We start from the raw sequence: 16,985 nt of genomic DNA, 5'->3' as shown, positions 1-16,985 counted from the left end.
CCTCCCGTCACTGACCGCTCGAAGCGGTGATGTTTCCTCACATGCATAAAGCTCGCGGCATTCGCCTGCCGGTGCGGCGGGGCGATGCTCACGAGCTCCATGACCAAACGCTAGTCCAGAACCGGCAAAGATGCTAGGACCGGTGCGTCCGGGAGTCCGACGCGCCGTCGTCTCGGCGCGGCGTAGCGGCAATTGCGGCAGCGCCGTCCACGCGGAGTCCGGCTTCCGTGAGCGCCCGGTGTGCTTCGGCAATCGTGGCTCCGGTCGTCACGACGTCGTCGACGAGCACCACCCGGCTCCCTGCGTCACAGCCGGTGCCGGGTACGGCGTTGCGGGCCGTTGTCCGGCGCACCGTCATCGAGTGTTGCTTGTTCACGGCCCGGCGCAGTGCGGTCAAGCCGGCCTGGTCGGCTGTCGTGCGGGTCGCGCGCAGCGTCCGCACCGCGACGGCGGGCTGCCCGGATCGCGACAACAGTCGGCATGCTCGGCGGGTGCACCGCCACCAGGTGTCCTCGCCGCGCCTCCGCACGGCTGCCTGGCTGGACGGAACCGGTACCACGATGATTCGTTCCGCGGGCCCGCCGAAGCTCGACGCCCATGCGGCGAGGACGCCCGCCAGGGCAAGGGCCAAACGCCCACCGAGATCACGGCGTCCGCGGTCCTTATATCCGGTCAGGACGTCGCGCACCGGGCCCTCGAAGGCCGGGCCGGCCCATGCTTCGAGGCCCGGCGGCAATCGCGGCGCCTGCTCGTCCACGCGGTGCGGTTCGTCGGCCAACTCCGCCAGGCACGACGAGCACAGCCCGACGTCCGGCTCATCGCATCCGGCGCACGCCGTCGGCAACACCAGCGCAGCGAAGTCGAGCCATGCCCGCTTCATGCTCGGCGCTTTCATCCGCCAAGTATCACGCCCCCGCCCGTCTCCCCCACCCAAAACGCGCCGCGTCGTCGGGAACGCGCCGTCAGAACGGCGCGTTCCCGACGACGCGGCGCGTTTTGCGGAAGTGGGCAGGGATTTTGCGGAAGTGGGCGGGGTTAGCCGGCGTAGTTCGGGTGTATACCTGCGACGGCCGCCTTGCTCCACGTCGATCCCACCCGGGTGTACAGGCTCTTGCCCGAGGCGCCGACTATCGTGTCCAACGCATCATTGGCCGAGCTGATGGTTTGGGCGCCCGGAACCGACGTCAACGCGTTCGACGGCCCCGATACGCCAAGCGTCCACGGGTTCGGCGTCGGCGAATCCTGCGTCCGTCCGATCAGCGTCAGAGTAGTGGGGCCCGCCCAGCTGAGATCGCTGATCTTGGTGAACTCGTTGCCGATCGCCAGGCCGGACGTCAGGCGCTGCGGTTCGTCGCCGTCGCCGTGAATGATTCCGACAACGCGCAACACGGGCCCGGACGACGACGTCGTCAGGATCGCCGCCCGGGCGCCGTCGCGGGAAATCTCGAGCTTCTTGATCTTCTTGCCGTCCAGCCACGACGCGTCGACGTGCACGTACTGGCCCCGCGGGCCGATGGCCAGCACCGAGCCGCTGTTCTTCTTCTCCGCCGTCCAGAGCCAGCCGTGCGGGTCGTACGACGGCGCGACTAGTCCGTGGCCCTGCGCGACAACCGCGACCTTATCGGGCCGCGACGTGTTGATTTGGCAAAGTTTCTTGCCTTTGGACAAGAAGGCGTACCTGGAAAGCCCGAACGATTCGGCCGGGTCGGACGGAGAGTATTTGCCGAGGTTGGGAGTCCCCGCGACCTTTTGCACGCGGCCGGAGGAAAAAAGTTGCAGCTGGTTGTTGCTCAGCAGTACCGGTTTGGAATCGACTTGCCGCTCCGGCTGCGCCGCGGCATCGCCCGCGTCCAGCTCACGGCCGCCGGCCACCACGCGCACCGACGACACCGACTGGACCTGTGCGACCGAGTTCGTCAGCTCGGCGGCCATCAACGATTGCAGCTTGTGCGACGATTCCAGCACCGAATCGTCCACGTTGATGGTGGCCGTGCCGTTCCGCGTGATCGCTCCGGACGCGGCAAGCTTCGTGCCGGACGGGAACGCGGAGATCGCCGCCCCGTGCAGCCATTCGCTCGGCCCGTCCAGCACGGCATCGACGACGTTGGTCACGACGCCGGGCCGGGAAATGAACCAGCGGAGCTCGGGCACCAGGTAGTCGAACGAGTTGTCGAAGAAGTAGATCGGGAACGCATGGAAGAACGTTTCGAAGTTCGACCGGGACAACACGATGCCGTTGGCCAGTTTTGAAATACGCCACCCGGAGGGCGATTTGGTCAACTCGAAGTCGATCTTCGACTTGGTGTCGCTGGGCGCCGAGTCATAGACGCCGTCGTCGTCGACGGTTCCCATCACCGGCACGTTCAGGGAGAACGACCGTTTCTTCGGCGACTGCCGGCCCTCGCTGGTCGGCGGCAGCGAACCCGTCGGGTAGATCGTCACTTGACTCGTCGGCTTCCACGATTTCGCAGCGGACGACGTCAAAAACTCTCGTGCCACCTCGAAATTGTTGGAAGTGTCGGTGGCTGCCTTCAAAAAGCCCTGCACGATGTCGACGGCGCTACTTCCTTTTCGAGGCCCGTCGGCGTGCGACTGGAGAAAGCTGCCCTCCTTGGTGTCCCCCGGATCGCCGACTCCCACGTTGCCGGATGTCGGGATGTTGGCGCACCCGGACACCAACGCGATTGCCGCAACACATGCGGCAAGCGACCGCCAGCGCTTACTTCTCATTCCGATCGCCCCCTTCTTCCGGTGCGGCAATTCTCGGCATCGACCCGGTCTGCGTCCACGGGCCGGCCGGCGGTGCGGCGTCGTCTTCATTCATCATGCCCGTTCCGGACAAATCGACCGAATCATCCGGGTCGGCCGCATCGGCGGGCGGCAACGGCAACGGCGAGGAGGTGAGGTCGTGCCCGGACCGGCGCGGGATCGTCAACCGGAAGCACGCGCCCTGGCCGGGCCGCCCCCACGCTTGCAGCCACCCGGAGTGCAGGTGGGCGTCCTCCAACGCAATGGCAAGCCCCAGCCCGGAGCCGCCCAAGGTGCGGGGCCGCGCCGGATCGGCCCGCCAGAACCTGTCGAAAACGCGGCGTACCTGCTGTCTGTCCATGCCGACGCCGTGATCGCGTACGCTGACGGCCACGGCGTCCGCGTCTGCCGCCACATAGATGTCGATCGGCTTGTTCTCGCCGTGTTCGAGAGCGTTGACTATCAAGTTGCGCACTATGCGTTCGATCCGTCGCGCGTCGACGTCCGCCATGTACGGGGTGGCCGCGGCATGTAGCTTCAACTCGTACCCGGAGCGTTCGGCGAGGACCTGGTTGTTCTCGATCACCCGCCCCACCACTGCCAGCATGTCCACGGCCTCGGCGTCCAAATCGGCCGCGCCCGAATCGAACCGGCTGATCTCGAGCAGATCGGCAAGGAGCAGTTCGAACCGTTGCACTTGCGAGTGCAGCAATTCGGCGCTGCGTTGGGACATCGGGTCGAGTTCGTCGCGGGATTCGTAAATCATGTCGGCGGCCACCCGAATCGTCGTCAGCGGGGTGCGCAGCTCGTGGGACACGTCCGAGACGAACCGCTGCTGCAGTGCCGACAAGTTCTCCAACCGGGTGATCTGGTCTTGCAGGTTGGTTGCCATGTGGTTGAACGACGCGGCAAGCACTGCCAAGTCGTCGGTGCCCCTGACCCGCAAGCGCTGCCCCAAGTCACCGGCCGCGAGCTCTTGAGACACGTCCGCGGCGGCGCGGACCGGCCGGACGACGATGCGCGCCACCACCCAGGCCACCGCGCCGACCAGGACCACCAGGATCAACGCGGCCACCAGCATGCTGCGTTCGACGAGCGACAAGGTGCCCTGCTCGTTGGACAGGTCGGAGACCACGTAGAACTGATACTGCCCCGCCCCCGGGATGGTGATCAGCGTGCCTATGACGAGCCCGGGTCGGGAACTGCCGTCGTACGTCGTCAACGCGATCGACTGGTACCGCTGAGTGCCGCCCGACGTCGCGACCGCCTTGAGGAATTCCGGTGTCAGCTGTCCGACCGAGAACGCCGGCTGGTTCGGCGAGACTGCGGAGAAATTGCCGACGGCCGTGGCATTGCCCGGCACCGGACGCAAAGCGACGGCGCGCAACGGCAACGTCGCGGTCGTCACTTGGTTCTGCATGGTGGCCTGCAGGGCTTGCGTCACGTCGTCCTGATTACTGCCGGACGGATTGGCCACGCTCTGCAGCGACCGGGCCATCGTGTCGGCCTGCTTGCTGGCACTGGCCAACCGGGTCTGGAACAGACCGTCCGCCACCTGTTCCGACATCCACGAGCCGACGCCGAACACCGCAACGGTGGTCAAGATCATGGTGGAGACCACAACGCGGAACTGAAGCGACTTCCGGGCGAACCGCACGGCGGCAGCCCCTGCCGCGACGGTCGCGCGGCCACTCCCTCGCGCCACGCCTGCGAGGGACGGACGGCTCACGTCGGTTGACCCGCCTTGTATCCGACGCCGCGGACAGTGACTATGACGTCGGGATTTTCCGGATCCCGTTCGATCTTCGACCGGAGCCGCTGCACGTGCACGTTCACCAACCGGGTATCGGCCGCGTGCCGGTATCCCCAGACTTCCTCGAGCAGCACTTCGCGGCTGAACACCTGCCAGGGCTTGCGGGCCAACGCGACAAGCAAATCGAACTCCAACGGCGTCAAGCTGATGGGCTTGCCGCCGCGGGTCACCGAGTGTCCCGCCACGTCCAGGGTGATGTCGCCGATGTTGAGAACCTCGGGGGCGATGTGGTCGGTGATGCGCAACCGTGCCCGCACGCGGGCAACGAGTTCCTTCGGCTTGAACGGCTTCGGCACGTAGTCGTCGGCACCCGATTCGAGCCCGAGGACAACGTCGACGGTGTCGGATTTAGCGGTGAGCATGACTATCGGAACTCCGGATTCGGCCCGGATGAGCCGGCACACCTCCAACCCGTCCTTGCCCGGAAGCATCAGGTCGAGCAGGACGAGATCCGGTCGCACGCGCCGAAAAGTCTCGAGCGCCGTGTCGCCGTGCGCGCAAAACGACGGCTCGAAACCCTCGCTTTTCAATACAATGCCGATCATTTCGGCCAACGCGGTGTCATCGTCTACAACTAGAATCCTGCCCTTCATACCTCTATCGTCGCTTACAACGCCAAAAAATTTCGTATCCGCCCCCTTGCTGTGTCGTCCATGACACCATGGACACGTGAATCCGGAAGAGTTCTCGCACCGATGACCACACCCCCTACCGGCTGGCAGCCGCCCGATGAACCGCGCTGGGGCCGGCGCGCCGCACCCGACGAACCGGGCGGGCCGCCCGGCAACGCGTGGGGACAATGGACGTCGCCGTCCACGTGGGGGCAGCCGACTCCCGGCAGCCCCGGCGGTCCCGGCGCGTATTCGAGCGGTTACCGGCCGCCGCCGAAGCCCGGCCTGATCCCGCTGCATCCGCTGCGACTGGGGGAGATTCTGGACGGCGGTTTTCAGGCTCTCCGGCACAACCCCAAGCTCATGATCGGCGTCCCGGCAGTCGTCATGGGCGTCGTGCTGCTTGCTACCGGCGGGCTGACGGCGCTGGCAATTGCGTGGGCCGACACGGTTCCGGCCGCCGCCGCCTCGAGTTCGGACTTCAACCTGGGTTTCTCGGCGCTGTCCTCGGTCGGAAACGCCGCGATCTCGCTGGTCGAGGCGTGCGTGGCCCAACTCGTGTACGGCACGCTCGTACTTGCCGTATCCCGGGCCGTGTTCGGTGAAAAGAAGTCGTTCCCCCAGATTTGGCCGATCCTGCGGCCGCGTGCGTGGCCGCTCATTGGCATGTCACTGCTGTTGATCGCCATCACCATCGTGATCTTCGCCGTTCTGCTCACGCCGACGTTCGTGCTGCTGGCGAACGGCAGTCCGATCGGTGCGCTCGTGACGGGCATCATCGGCTACCTGGTCGGGCTCCTGGCCGCCCTCTACGTCGGAATCCGGTTCGCCGTCTCGGCATGCGCCCTCGTCCTGGAACGCATCGGTCCTGTCGCCGCGTTGAAGCGCTCGTGGCGCCTGACCGGCCGCGGGTTCTGGCGGTTCACCGGCATCTACCTGCTGGCCAATGTGATCGGCGCTCTCGTCACATCGCTCATCAGCACTCCGATCATCATCGTCGGGGCAGTCATCGGCACGGTTGCCGCGCTCTCACTGCAGGATCACCCGGCCGCCCTGGTGGCGACGGGCATCGTCGGCGGCGTGCTTGCCCTGATAGTCCTGGCCATCGCCTCGGCCATCCAGTACGCCTACTCGGGCGGTGTGACGGCGCTGCTCTACATCGACCAGCGGATGCGAACCGAGGGCCTGGACGTCACGCTGATGGCCGAGGCCGAACGGCTTGCCGGCCGGGCGGGCCCATGACGACCGTCGCGGCCTTGGATCCGAGCCGGGAACAAGCGCGCGCCTGGCTCCTGCACGAATTGTCGAAGCGCGCCTATCAGTCCGGCGATCCGTCGTTCGTCGAGCGCGTCGGCGCAACGATCCACGACCTGTTCGACCGCACGCTGCATGGAGCCAACATCCCGTTCGGACCGGCGGGTGCCGTCATCCTGGGCGCCATCGTCCTGGTGATCGCCGGTATCGCGATCTGGTGGGCCGGCCGTCCGCGTCGGCCCGGCCGGGTACGACGGGCCGGCGCCGTGTTTGAAGCCGGCACGGCACTCTCGGCAGCCGAACACCGTGCGCGGGCCGATTCCGCCGCCGGCGACGGTGACTGGGCGCTTGCCGTGCGCGAACGATTCCGCGCGCTGGCCCGCGAGCTGGAAGAGCGCACGGTGCTCGATCCGCAGGCCGGCCGGACCGCTCACGAAGTCGGCGTCCAAGCCGCAGCTGTGCTGCCGGACGTCGCGGACCGCCTGGCGGACGCCGCACGGATCTTCGATGCCGTGTATTACGGGGACCGGCCGGCCACCCGCGACGACGACGAAACGCTGCGTGCGGCGGACGCGGCCTGCCGGGCGTCCCGGCCGAAGTTCTCGGAGCCGGCCGGCGGAGGCGCATGAGCACCGATATCGACATCGCTACCCGCGGCGAGGTCACCGGCGACGGCACCACACCGGCGACCCGGATGCGCCGGCGTGCCGTGAAGTGGCGAGGCTGGGTGTTGCTCGCGGCGCTAGTGGCGCTGATCGCCGTCGTCGCGTTCATCGCGGACGGTGTCGCCGGCCCGAGCGGCCGTCTCGATTCCGGCAATCCGAAACCGGACGGCATGCGTGCGCTCATGCGCACCCTGTCCAATCACGGCGTGCACGCGACGTCCGCCGACACTCTTGCCGGTGCGCTGGACGACGTGCGGTCCGGGGCCGGCACGTCGTCCGGACCGACGCTTGCCGTGTACGACCCGTCCGGTCTGCTGACCAGGCACGCCCGCGCTCGGCTGCAGCGTGCCGCCCGCCAGTCGGGCGCCGACGTCGTCCTCATCGCGCCCGGCCGCGCGCTCACCCGAGCGCTTGCGCCGGCAGTCCGGCCGGCCGGGAGCTCACCCGTCGCCGACCCCGCCGAAGCGCAAAGCTTTGCCGGCCGGGCGGCCGGGCCGGTGCGGGCCGACTGCTCCGTGCCTGTCGCCCGCCGCGCCGGCTCCATCACCGACCACGGCCGTCGCTACCGGGCGTCCGGCGACGACCAGGCAGTCACCGTCTGCTTTGGCCGGGCGGGCGCCGGCGGCACCGTCGCCGCGTACCGGCAGCACGGAACCTTCCGCACCGTCGTCGGCAACTGGTCGGTGTTCAGCAACGGTCGGATCGCCGACTACGGCAACGCCGCACTGGCCGTCGGCACGCTCGGCCGGAACCCGGAACTCGTCTACTATCGTCCGGCACCGGGCGACCCGGCGTTGAAGCCGGACGGCGACCGGTCCCTGCTCGACGTGCTCCCGGACTGGGTATTGCCCGCAGGCGGCTGGCTGATCGTCACAGCGCTCGTGGCTATGTTCTGGCGCGGACGCCGGCTCGGACCGCTGGCCCGCGAGAACCTGCCCGTCGTCGTCCGCGCGGCCGAGACCCTTGAAGGGCGCGCCCGGCTCTACCGTCGCTCCGGCGCTCGCGACAGGGCGGCGCTGACGCTACGAGCCGGCACAATGTCACGGCTTGCGGCGCGCCTGAAGCTGCCGCGTTCGGCACGCGCCGACGACGTATGCGCCGCGGTCGCTGCCGCGTCCGGCCGGCCCGGGCCGGACGTGTCGGCATTGCTCATCGGGCCCGGCCCGGCCACCGACGACGAACTCGGGCGACTTGCCCGCAACCTCGCCACCTTAGAAAGAGAGGTTCACGACCAGTGAGCTACCCACCGCCTCCCGCACGCCCGCCGCAGGAACCGGCCGCGGAACCGACCGCGCACCCCGGCCCGGACCCGACAGGCTATTCGCAGCAGCCTCCCGTGGTCGCCGACGCGGCCGACGCCGACCCGGCACGCTCGGCGCTGCGGTCGGTGCGCACCGAGGTCGCCAAGGCGGTCGTCGGCCAGGACCATATCGTCACGGGCATCCTGATCGCCTTGATCTGTCGCGGGCACGTGCTGCTCGAAGGCGTGCCCGGCGTGGCCAAGACGCTGATGGTGCGAACCATCTCGCGTGCGCTGCGCCTTGACACGAAACGGATCCAGTTCACCGCCGATCTGATGCCCGGCGACGTCACGGGCTCGCAGATCTACGACGCGAGCACTTCCGATTTCACGTTCCGCGCCGGCCCGGTGTTCACGAACATCTTGCTGGCCGACGAGATCAATCGCACGCCGCCGAAAACTCAGGCTTCACTGCTCGAGGCCATGGAGGAACGGCAGGTGTCGGTCGACGGCACCCCGCGTCCGCTGCCGTCGCCGTTCATCGTGGCGGCCACGCAGAACCCCGTCGAATACGAAGGCACGTACCCGCTCCCGGAAGCCCAACTGGACCGGTTCCTGCTCAAACTGACGATGCCGCTTCCCGAACGCGACGACGAGGTGACGATCCTGGCGCGGCACGCTGCCGGCTTCGACTCGCACGATCTCGATGCCGCGGGTGTCGCGGCGGTGGCCGGGCAAGACGATTTGGCCGCGGCAAGCCGCGCCGCGGCGTCGACGCACGTGGCGCCCGAAGTGCTGGGCTATATCGTCGACCTGGCGCGTGCCACCCGGCATGCGCCGTCCCTGCAACTCGGCGTGTCACCACGCGGCGCAACTGCCTTGCTGGCTGCGGCGCGCGCGTGGGCGTGGCTGGCCGGCCGCGACTTCGTGACGCCGGACGACGTGAAAGCACTCGTCGGGCCGACCTTGCGTCACCGCGTTGCGTTGCGCCCCGAGGCCGAACTCGAAGGAGTGGGCGCCGACTCGGTATTGGACGGGATCCTCCGCACGGTCCCGGCGCCCCGGTAGCCCGGCATGGCATTGTCCGGGCGTTTCGTCCTCCTGGTCCTGGCCGGCCTCCTGCCGTTGCTGGCCTGGCCGACGTGGACGTGTGCCCTCACGATCATCGGCGTGCTGATCATCGTCCTGGCCGCCGACGTCCTGCTTGCCGCCTCGCCGCGGCTGCTGGCGATCTCGCGGATGGCGCCCACGAGCGTTCGGCTGGGCAACCCGACCGAAGCCGTCATCACCGTGCGCAACGCATCCGGCCGGACGTTTCGCGGCGTCGTCCGCGACGCATGGCCGCCGTCGGCCGGCGCCACCGGCAATCGGCACGGCGCAACGATCCGGCCCGGCGAACGGCGCCGTTACACGACGGCGCTGCTACCCATCCGCCGCGGCGATCGGGTGGCCGCCGCCGTCACGATCCGCAGCTTCGGCCCGCTTCGAATGGGCGCTCGCCAAGCCACCATCGACGTGCCGGCACGGCTGCGCGTGCTGCCGGCTTTCACGTCTCGCCGGCATCTGCCGTCGAAGCTGGCCCGTCTGCGCGAGCTCGACGGGCGGGCTTCCGTGATGATCCGAGGGTCCGGCACCGAATTCGACTCGCTCCGCGATTACGTCGACGGTGACGACGTCCGGTCGATCGATTGGCGGGCCACTGCCCGGCGGCGGGAAGTGGTGGTGCGCACGTGGCGGCCCGAACGCGACAGGCGCGTCCTGATCGTCGTGGACACGTCCCGGACGTCGGCCGGACGGGTCGGCGGCGAACCGCGGCTGGATGCGGCCATCGAATCGGCGCTGTTGTTGACGGCGCTCGCCACGAAGGCCGGCGACCGTGTCGACCTGGTGGCGGCCGACCGGCGCGTGCGTGCCCGCGTGCACGGCGCCGGCCCCGGCGACTCGCTGCCGGCGGTCGTCCGCGCCCTGGCACCGCTCGAGCCCGAACTGATCGAAGCCGATTGGTCGACGATCGCCGGCACGGCGTTGACGACGGCACGGCAACGATCGTTCATCGTCTTGCTCACGCCGTTGGAGTCCGCGGCCGTCACGGAAGGCATGTTGCCGGTCATCCGGCGGCTGACGGCAAAGCACACGGTCGCCGTCGCGTCGGTGGCCGACCCCGCTACGCCTCTGGTGGGCACGCACCGGGACTCGTCGACCGAAGCGTACGCGGCGGCCGCTGCCGAACGCTCGATGCTCGACCGGGCCGCCGTGACCGCAGCGCTGCAGGCCGATGGGGCAAGCGTCGTGGACGCACCGCCGGACGAGTTGCCGCCGCGGCTGGCCGATTTGTATCTGTCGCTCAAGGCCGCCGGCCGGTTGTGAGACGTCAACCGGCGGCGATCTCCTGCTCGCCGGCCTCGGACGGCGACAAGTCTCCGGTTTCGCCGGCAGCCGCGGCGCGGCGGCCCAACACGAGTACATAAGTCCACAGCGCGCAAAAGAAGACGACGCCGATGCCGATCTTGACTACCGCCGGCAACCCGCTCGGCGTCACGAACGCCTCGACAAGCCCGGACAGTGCCAGCACGAGCGCCAGGCCAAGCGCCGCAGTGATCAGCGAACGACCTTCTTGCGCCAGCGCCGCGGCCCGGCTCCTCGGGCCTGGCGCCACCCACGCCCAGAAGATTTTGAGCCCCGCCGCGCTGGCGATGAACACGCAGGTCATTTCGGGGATCCCATGCGGAAGGATGTAGGCGAAGAAGGTGCCGCCGTAGCCGTACGAAAACAGGACTCCGGCGTTGATACCGACGTTGACGGCGTTCTGCAGCAGCGAATAGGGCACGAAGAACCCGGTGATCCCCAGGGCGATGACCTGCGCGGCAAGCCACGCGTTGTTCGACCACACGCCCAAGGCGAAAGCGCCTGCCGGATTGTTCGAGTAGTAGTCGACGAAATCATGGCGAGCCAGGGCCCGCAACGTGTCCGGGGAGCCAAGGGCGTTTTGCACGGACGGGTCCGAGGCGACCCACGCCCCGACGGCCCACACGAGCGCGACGAACGCGACCGCAATCCACAGCGTCGTCCAGCGCAGCCGGTACACCGTGACCGGGAACGAGCTGACGAAGAAGCGGCCGATACCGGCGAACGCTCCGCCCTGCACGCCGGTGAACCGCGTGCGGGCACGGCCGATGATTCCCGACAACCGTGCCGATTGCGGCGAGTTCGGGGCGATCGACCGGATGATTGACAAGTCGGTCGATGCGGCCTCGTACAGGCCCATCATCTCGTCCGCCTCCCGGCCGGAGAGTTTCCTGCGTCCGGCCAGTTCCTCGAGGCGACGCCACGAGCCGTTCTTGGCGATCACGTAGGCGTCCAGATCCACGTCATCTCCTCCTTCACGGCTCTCCGGCGCGATATCGCGGCTCCGGTGCCCCGTCCGGATCGGTAGGGCAGAATGGAAAGAGGCCGGGCCCGCCGGCCGAGTTCAGCGTATCAACTGTGAGGAGCGGCGACAGGCATGATCGGCGCCGGCACCGTGACGACTGGCGAGGCCGTCGAGCTGGAGATCGAGCCGGCGTCCGTCGGCATGCGCGCGCTGAGTTGCCTGATCGATTTCGTCGTAGTGGTTCTCGCGTATTACCTCTTGATCATCGTGGCTCTGACCGGCCTGTTGGCGTCAGTCACGCCGTCGAAGTCGCTCATGACGGCGTTGATGCTCATCTTTTACGTGCTGATCCTCGTGGCGTTCCCGATAATGCTGGAGACGTTCACCCGCGGCAAGTCGATTGGCAAGTACATCGTCGGTTTGCGGATAGTGCGCGACGACGGCGGCGCAGTGCGGTTCCGGCACGCGCTCATCCGCGCGCTGCTGTGGCAATTCGAGGTCTTGGCGCTCACCGGCGCGCTTGCCGCGCTCGTCGGCCTGCTCAGTCCCAAGGGCAAACGCATCGGCGACTATCTTGCCGGCACGTACGCCACACGCGATCGAGCCACCCGCGTGCGCACGCGGTTGACGGGCCTGCCGCCGCGGATGGCCGGCTGGGCAAGCGTTGCGGACATGCGCAGTCTTCCCGATCCGTTGGCCCGCAGAGTCGCCCAGTTCCTGTCGCATGCCGCCACGATGACGCCCGCCTCCCGCGGCCGAATGGCAGCGGATCTGGCCGCCGAGGCCGGCCCGTATGTCGCGCCGCTGCCGCCGCCCGGTGTCGGCGCCGAAGAATTCCTGGCAGGTGTCATGGCCGAGCGGCGCCGACGCGATCTGGACCGGCTCGAGCGGCAAAGCGCGCAGCTGGCACGGCACAACGAGGCATTGCACAAGCTGCCGTTCGGACTCGACGACGTCGACCCGGAGCAGCGCTAGCCGGTGGCGTACCCGCTGACTTCCGAAAGGCCCCACCATGCGCTTCACTGCCGAACGTCACCTGGATCACGGCGTCCTCGAACGCGAATTCGTCCACGGCGAGCTCCCCGGCATCCTGTGGACGCCCGCCTCCTCATCGGTGCCGTTGATCTTGCTCGGCCACTCCGGCGGATTACGCACCATGTACCCCCGGCTGGCCGGCCGAGCCCGACGCGCTGCAGCGGACGGCTTCGCCGCTGCCACCATCGAGCTTCCCGGGAGCGGAGATCGGCCCCGTTCCGAGGGCGCCGAGCGGGCCCGGGCCGACCTGCGGCGGGCTCTGGCGGCGGGCGAGCCGGTCGACGAAATCATCGACCGGCTCATTGGCCCGCTCGTCGACACGGCCGTGCCGGAATGGCAGGCCGCACTGGAAGCACTTCTTTCACTGCCCGAGATCGGCGGTCCCGTCGGATATTCAGGGGGCGTGATCGCAATCGGCATCCGGCTGGCACTTGTCGAGCCGCGCATTGTCGCGGCGGGTCTCTTCGCCGGGAGCTTCGTGCCCCGGGCCACGTTCGACGAGGCCCGGCGGGTCACAATTCCGCTGCACGTTCTGCTGCAGTGGGATGACGAAGGAAACGACAGGCAGTTGGCGCTTGACCTGCGGTTGAAGCCGGTCCGCTCCCGACGCGGCACGCCCGACGGACGATTTAGTCGATCGGCCCCAACACTGCCGAGGCAACGGTGCTGTGAGCCGATTCGTCGTCGGACGGGTGAAAGATGCCGGCCAGCACGTCGCGGTAGAGCCGTGCCAGTTCGCTGCCAGTCGCGTAGGCGCCCCCGCCCGAGACCTCGAACGCCAAATCGACGACTTCCCGGGCAGTGCGGATGACGCGGGTTTTCAGCCCGGCCAACTGCCGGAACCAATCGGCTCCATGCTCGGTGGCCCCGGGGCCGCCGTCCACGTCCCGAGTCAGCGAGTCCAGTTGGAGCGTGAGCGAGTCGACCCGCATCGTCGCTTCGGCGATCTTCCAGCGGATATCCGGATCCTGCGACAATGCCAGGCCGGTGCGCAGCGACCGACGGCGGCCGACGGCGTCCACTGCGATCTCCAGCGCCCTGTCGGCGATGCCGGCATACACGCTGGGCACGAGCAGGAGGAACGACGAGAAAATTCCGAAAGTGAGAGCGTCGGCGTTGGGGCCCACCGGCAGCCTGCGTACTATGTGCTCGCCCGGCACTCGGACGCCGTCCAGCTTCGTCGTACGGCTTTGCGTGGCGCGCATACCGAGCATGTCCCAATCGTCGGCGATGCTGATGCCCGGAGTGTCGCGGGAGGCGAATCCGAACACCAATGTGGGCTCGCCGGCCGTTTCGTCCTTGCCGAAGATGCCGAGCCTCGTCCAGGCCGGAGCCATCGACGTAAAGATCTTCACGCCGGTGAATTCAAAACCGTCGCCCGACGGTACCGCAGTGGTCAGGGAGTCGAAAAGCACGAGGTCGTTCCCGGGCTCGCTGATGCCGAATCCGAAGATCTCGCCGGCGCCGGCCTCGGTCAGTACGCCGGTCAACGCGTCGTCGCCGCGCCGAGCCATGGTGGCGGCGGTAGCCACCCACACGTGGTGCATGTTCACGGCAAGTGCCGTTGCCGGGGCCGCAGCGCCGAGTTTGCGCTGGGCCCGGGCGAGTTCGGTCAGGGTGGCTCCGCCGCCCCCGAATTCGGTCGGCACGTGCGCCCGCAAATAGCCGGCGGCCGTCAACTCGGCAAGGTCCTCGTCGAAGAACCCGTTCTCGGCATCGGTGGCGGCGGCGCGGCCGGCAATCCTGTCCAGCAGCGCATCGCCCGGCATGTCGGCGGTGTCCATCGCGTCTAGCCCCTTCCGGCCGGTGCTGCCGGCCCAATACGTGTGCTTAGTACCTGTAGTGGTCGGACTTGTACGGGCCGTCGATGCTCACGCCGATGTAGTCGGCCTGTTCGCCGGTGAGAGTGGTGAGCCGGACGCCGAGCGCGTCGAGGTGGGAGCGCGCGACTTTTTCATCGAGCTCCTTGGACAATCGGTACACGTCCCTGTCGTACTCGGCGCGGCGGGTGAACAATTCGATTTGGGCCAGCACCTGGTTGGCAAACGAATTCGACATGACGAACGACGGGTGGCCGGTCGCATTACCGAGGTTGAGCAGCCTGCCTTCGGACAGAACGATGATCGACGTCGTGCCGCCCGGGGTCGGGATCGTCCATTCGTGTACTTGCGGTTTGATTTCCACACGGTTGACGCCCGGAACCTGCGAGAGCCCGTGCAGGTCGATCTCGTCGTCGAAATGGCCGATATTGCCCACTACCGCGCCGGGCTTCATGCGCTGCAGGTGATCGGCCGTGATCACGTGCGTATTGCCGGTGGTGGTGATGAAGAAATCACACTGGCCCACCACGTCGTCCAACGTTGTCACTTGGAAGCCGTCCATGGCGGCCTGAAGCGCGCAAATGGGGTCGACTTCGCTCACGATGACGCGGGCCCCCTGCCCGCGCAGCGCCTCGGCCGCACCCTTGCCCACATCGCCGTATCCGGCCACGAACGCGACCTTGCCGCCGATCAAGACGTCGGTAGCACGATTCAACCCGTCGGTGAGCGAATGGCGGATGCCGTACCGGTTGTCGAACTTCGATTTCGTGACCGAGTCGTTGACGTTGATGGCCGGGAACAGCAGATCGCCGGTGCGGGCCAGCCGGTAGAGCCGGTTCACGCCCGTCGTCGTCTCTTCGCTGACCCCCAGCAGGCCCGCGGCGAGCTCGGTGAACCGACGCGGGTTCTCCCGGTGGGACGCACGCAAGGTGGCGCGCAGGATCCGACCCTCGTCGTCGCCTCGCTCGGGCAGCTCACCGCCGGCCTTTTCCAGCGCCACCCCCTCGTGCACCAAGAGCGTGGCGTCGCCGCCGTCGTCCAAAATCAGGTTGGGCCCGCCGCCGGGCCACCGGAAGATCTGGTCGGCCGCCCACCAGTACTCCTCCAGGCTTTCGCCCTTCCATGCAAAGACCGGGACGCCGGCAGGTTCCTCGGGCGTGCCGGATCCGACCGCGACCGCCGCGGCGGCTTCGTCTTGGGTGGAGAAGATATTGCACGACGCCCAGCGCACTTGCGCTCCCAGAGCCGTGAGCGTTTCGATCAGGACGGCCGTTTGCACGGTCATGTGCAGCGAGCCGGCGATCTTGGCGCCGGCCAACGGTCGCCGGCCGGCGTATTCGCTGCGGAGGGCCATCAGGCCGGGCATCTCGCGTTCGGCAAGTCGGATCTGGTGGCGCCCGGCGGCGGCCAGGGACAGGTCGGCGACGCGAAAGTCGCCCTGAGTCAGCGTGTCAGTCATGATTCCTTCAGGGTATCCCGTCGGATGTCGGGTTCGAGATAGATGACGCGGGCAATGGGCACCGCCTCCCGAATGCGCGCTTCGGCCGCATCGATGGCTGCGGCAATCTCCTGGCCGGTCTCGGACCGGGGAATGGCGATCTTGGCCGCCACGAGCAGTTCTTCCGGCCCCAGATGCATGGTGCGCATGTGCACGATGCCGTCGACGCCCTCCCCCGGGATCGCCGCTTCGATCAACCGGCGGTGCCGGCCCGAGGCGGCTTCGCCGATGAGCAGCGATTTCATCTCGATACCGAGCACGGCGGCCACCGTGACGAGCAAGAGACCGATCAAGCCCGTACCCGCCGCGTCCCACCGGCCGTCGCCGGTCAGCAACGTCAGCACGATTCCGGCCAAGGCAAAGACGAGCCCCATGACCGCTGCGGAGTCCTCGAGGAGCACCACCGGCAGTTCGGGCGCTTTGGCCGTGCGGACGAACCGGAATACTCCCCCGTCGCCTCGCGCCTTTTTCGATTCGCGCATGGCGACCAGGAACGACGACCCCTCGAAGCCGATGCTGACCACCAGCACCACTATCGGCAGCCACCACCAGAATCCCGTGATGCCGTGCGGATCATGCCATTTCTCCCACGCTTCGTAGAGCGCGAACAGGCCGCCGACGGTGAACAACACGATCGACACGATGAAGCCGTACACGTAGCGTTCGCGCCCGAACCCGAACGGATGCTCGGGCGTCGCGCCGCGTTTTGCCTTGCGGCCGCCAACCAACAGCAGTATTTGGTTGCCCGAATCGGCAACCGAATGGATCGATTCGGCCAGCATCGACGATGACGACGTGAGCAGGAACGAAACGAACTTGGTGATGGCGATGCCGACGTTGGCGCTCAATGCGGCGATTATCGCCTTGGTGCTTTCTCCGCCCTCCGGGGAACTCGCTGCGGATTCTCCGTCGGCGTCGGTGCCCGACACGG

14 protein-coding genes are annotated in these 16,985 nt (G+C 67.9%); 6 read left to right on the top strand and 8 right to left on the bottom strand.

Translation table 11 applies throughout. The features are described from left to right. Positions 1-133: 133 nt before the first annotated feature. From BJY26_RS11290 to mtrA, 4 genes are all read right to left on the bottom strand, one after another. The gene (locus BJY26_RS11290; RefSeq protein ID WP_218852367.1) at positions 134-895 is read right to left on the bottom strand and encodes a ComF family protein; all 762 of its coding nucleotides are present in this window, start codon (positions 893-895) and stop codon (positions 134-136) included. Between the two features lie 140 nt (positions 896-1,035). Then, on the bottom strand, positions 1,036-2,730 hold the full coding sequence (locus BJY26_RS11285) for an LpqB family beta-propeller domain-containing protein (protein WP_179428324.1): 1,695 nt from the start codon (positions 2,728-2,730) through the stop codon (positions 1,036-1,038). Continuing rightward, positions 2,720-4,405 carry an MtrAB system histidine kinase MtrB gene (mtrB, locus tag BJY26_RS11280; RefSeq protein ID WP_342354695.1) on the bottom strand — a complete coding sequence of 562 codons (1,686 nt, stop codon included), beginning with the start codon at positions 4,403-4,405 and terminating at the stop codon, positions 2,720-2,722. The genes BJY26_RS11285 and mtrB overlap by 11 nt, the downstream gene beginning before the upstream one ends. Positions 4,406-4,473: 68 nt before the next feature. Further along, positions 4,474-5,154: an MtrAB system response regulator MtrA gene (gene mtrA, locus BJY26_RS11275; protein WP_179428320.1), complete on the bottom strand. Its 681-nt coding sequence runs from the start codon at positions 5,152-5,154 to the stop codon at positions 4,474-4,476. Between the two features lie 102 nt (positions 5,155-5,256). Here mtrA and BJY26_RS11270 point away from each other — a divergent pair, with 102 nt between their 5' ends. From BJY26_RS11270 to BJY26_RS11255, 5 genes are all read left to right on the top strand, one after another. Further along, positions 5,257-6,414 (top strand): glycerophosphoryl diester phosphodiesterase membrane domain-containing protein, encoded by a 1,158-nt coding sequence (locus BJY26_RS11270; RefSeq protein WP_179428318.1) that lies wholly within the window; start codon positions 5,257-5,259, stop codon positions 6,412-6,414. Next, positions 6,411-7,055, top strand: coding sequence for a DUF4129 domain-containing protein (locus tag BJY26_RS11265; RefSeq protein ID WP_179428316.1), 645 nt, complete (start codon positions 6,411-6,413; stop codon positions 7,053-7,055). Before BJY26_RS11270 ends, BJY26_RS11265 begins: the two co-directional genes overlap by 4 nt. Beyond that, positions 7,052-8,329 (top strand): DUF4350 domain-containing protein, encoded by a 1,278-nt coding sequence (locus BJY26_RS19110; protein WP_237248980.1) that lies wholly within the window; start codon positions 7,052-7,054, stop codon positions 8,327-8,329. The genes BJY26_RS11265 and BJY26_RS19110 overlap by 4 nt, the downstream gene beginning before the upstream one ends. A gap of 98 nt (positions 8,330-8,427) precedes the next feature. Beyond that, on the top strand, positions 8,428-9,399 hold the full coding sequence (locus BJY26_RS11260; protein ID WP_237248983.1) for an AAA family ATPase: 972 nt from the start codon (positions 8,428-8,430) through the stop codon (positions 9,397-9,399). A gap of 6 nt (positions 9,400-9,405) precedes the next feature. Then, a complete protein-coding gene (locus BJY26_RS11255; RefSeq protein WP_179428312.1) occupies positions 9,406-10,698 on the top strand; it encodes a DUF58 domain-containing protein in 1,293 nt (430 codons plus the stop codon). A 4-nt stretch (positions 10,699-10,702) separates the two neighbouring features. Here the strand turns inward: BJY26_RS11255 and BJY26_RS11250 are convergent, their stop codons facing one another. Continuing rightward, positions 10,703-11,698: a stage II sporulation protein M gene (locus tag BJY26_RS11250; RefSeq protein ID WP_179428310.1), complete on the bottom strand. Its 996-nt coding sequence runs from the start codon at positions 11,696-11,698 to the stop codon at positions 10,703-10,705. A 135-nt stretch (positions 11,699-11,833) separates the two neighbouring features. On the opposite strand from BJY26_RS11250, the gene BJY26_RS11245 reads away from it, so the two are divergent. After that, the gene (locus tag BJY26_RS11245; protein ID WP_179428308.1) at positions 11,834-12,676 is read left to right on the top strand and encodes an RDD family protein; all 843 of its coding nucleotides are present in this window, start codon (positions 11,834-11,836) and stop codon (positions 12,674-12,676) included. 689 nt (positions 12,677-13,365) lie between these two features. Here the strand turns inward: BJY26_RS11245 and BJY26_RS11240 are convergent. The 3 genes from BJY26_RS11240 to BJY26_RS11230 are packed head-to-tail and all read right to left on the bottom strand — an operon-like array spanning position 13,366 to position 16,983. Beyond that, complete coding sequence (locus BJY26_RS11240; RefSeq protein WP_179428306.1) at positions 13,366-14,520, bottom strand: acyl-CoA dehydrogenase family protein; 1,155 nt, start codon at positions 14,518-14,520, stop codon at positions 13,366-13,368. Positions 14,521-14,566: 46 nt separating this feature from the next. Beyond that, positions 14,567-16,015, bottom strand: a complete 1,449-nt coding sequence (gene ahcY / locus BJY26_RS11235) for an adenosylhomocysteinase (RefSeq protein ID WP_179428304.1) — start codon at positions 16,013-16,015, stop codon at positions 14,567-14,569. Then, positions 16,012-16,983 carry a cation diffusion facilitator family transporter gene (locus tag BJY26_RS11230; RefSeq protein ID WP_179428302.1) on the bottom strand — a complete coding sequence of 324 codons (972 nt, stop codon included), beginning with the start codon at positions 16,981-16,983 and terminating at the stop codon, positions 16,012-16,014. The genes ahcY and BJY26_RS11230 overlap by 4 nt, the downstream gene beginning before the upstream one ends. Between the last annotated feature and the right edge of the window lie 2 nt (positions 16,984-16,985).

The organism is Spelaeicoccus albus (assembly GCF_013409065.1).
GTDB classification, from domain to species: domain Bacteria; phylum Actinomycetota; class Actinomycetes; order Actinomycetales; family Brevibacteriaceae; genus Spelaeicoccus; species Spelaeicoccus albus.
Note: the sequence above shows the minus strand (reverse complement) of the source record. Positions and strands in the feature narration are given on the sequence as shown.

Bases quoted from the DNA above. Each gene is read 5' to 3' on its own strand.
- BJY26_RS11270 (WP_179428318.1), top strand. From the start codon at position 5,257: ATGACCACACCCCCTACCGGCTGGCAGCCGCCCGATGAACCGCGCTGG.
- BJY26_RS11285 (WP_179428324.1), bottom strand. From the start codon at position 2,730: ATGAGAAGTAAGCGCTGGCGGTCGCTTGCCGCATGTGTTGCGGCAATC.
- BJY26_RS11290 (WP_218852367.1), bottom strand. From the start codon at position 895: ATGAAAGCGCCGAGCATGAAGCGGGCATGGCTCGACTTCGCTGCGCTG.
- BJY26_RS19110 (WP_237248980.1), top strand. From the start codon at position 7,052: ATGAGCACCGATATCGACATCGCTACCCGCGGCGAGGTCACCGGCGAC.
- mtrA (WP_179428320.1), bottom strand. From the start codon at position 5,154: ATGAAGGGCAGGATTCTAGTTGTAGACGATGACACCGCGTTGGCCGAA.
- ahcY (WP_179428304.1), bottom strand. From the start codon at position 16,015: ATGACTGACACGCTGACTCAGGGCGACTTTCGCGTCGCCGACCTGTCC.
- BJY26_RS11255 (WP_179428312.1), top strand. From the start codon at position 9,406: ATGGCATTGTCCGGGCGTTTCGTCCTCCTGGTCCTGGCCGGCCTCCTG.
- BJY26_RS11245 (WP_179428308.1), top strand. From the start codon at position 11,834: ATGATCGGCGCCGGCACCGTGACGACTGGCGAGGCCGTCGAGCTGGAG.
- BJY26_RS11240 (WP_179428306.1), bottom strand. From the start codon at position 14,520: ATGGACACCGCCGACATGCCGGGCGATGCGCTGCTGGACAGGATTGCC.
- BJY26_RS11265 (WP_179428316.1), top strand. From the start codon at position 6,411: ATGACGACCGTCGCGGCCTTGGATCCGAGCCGGGAACAAGCGCGCGCC.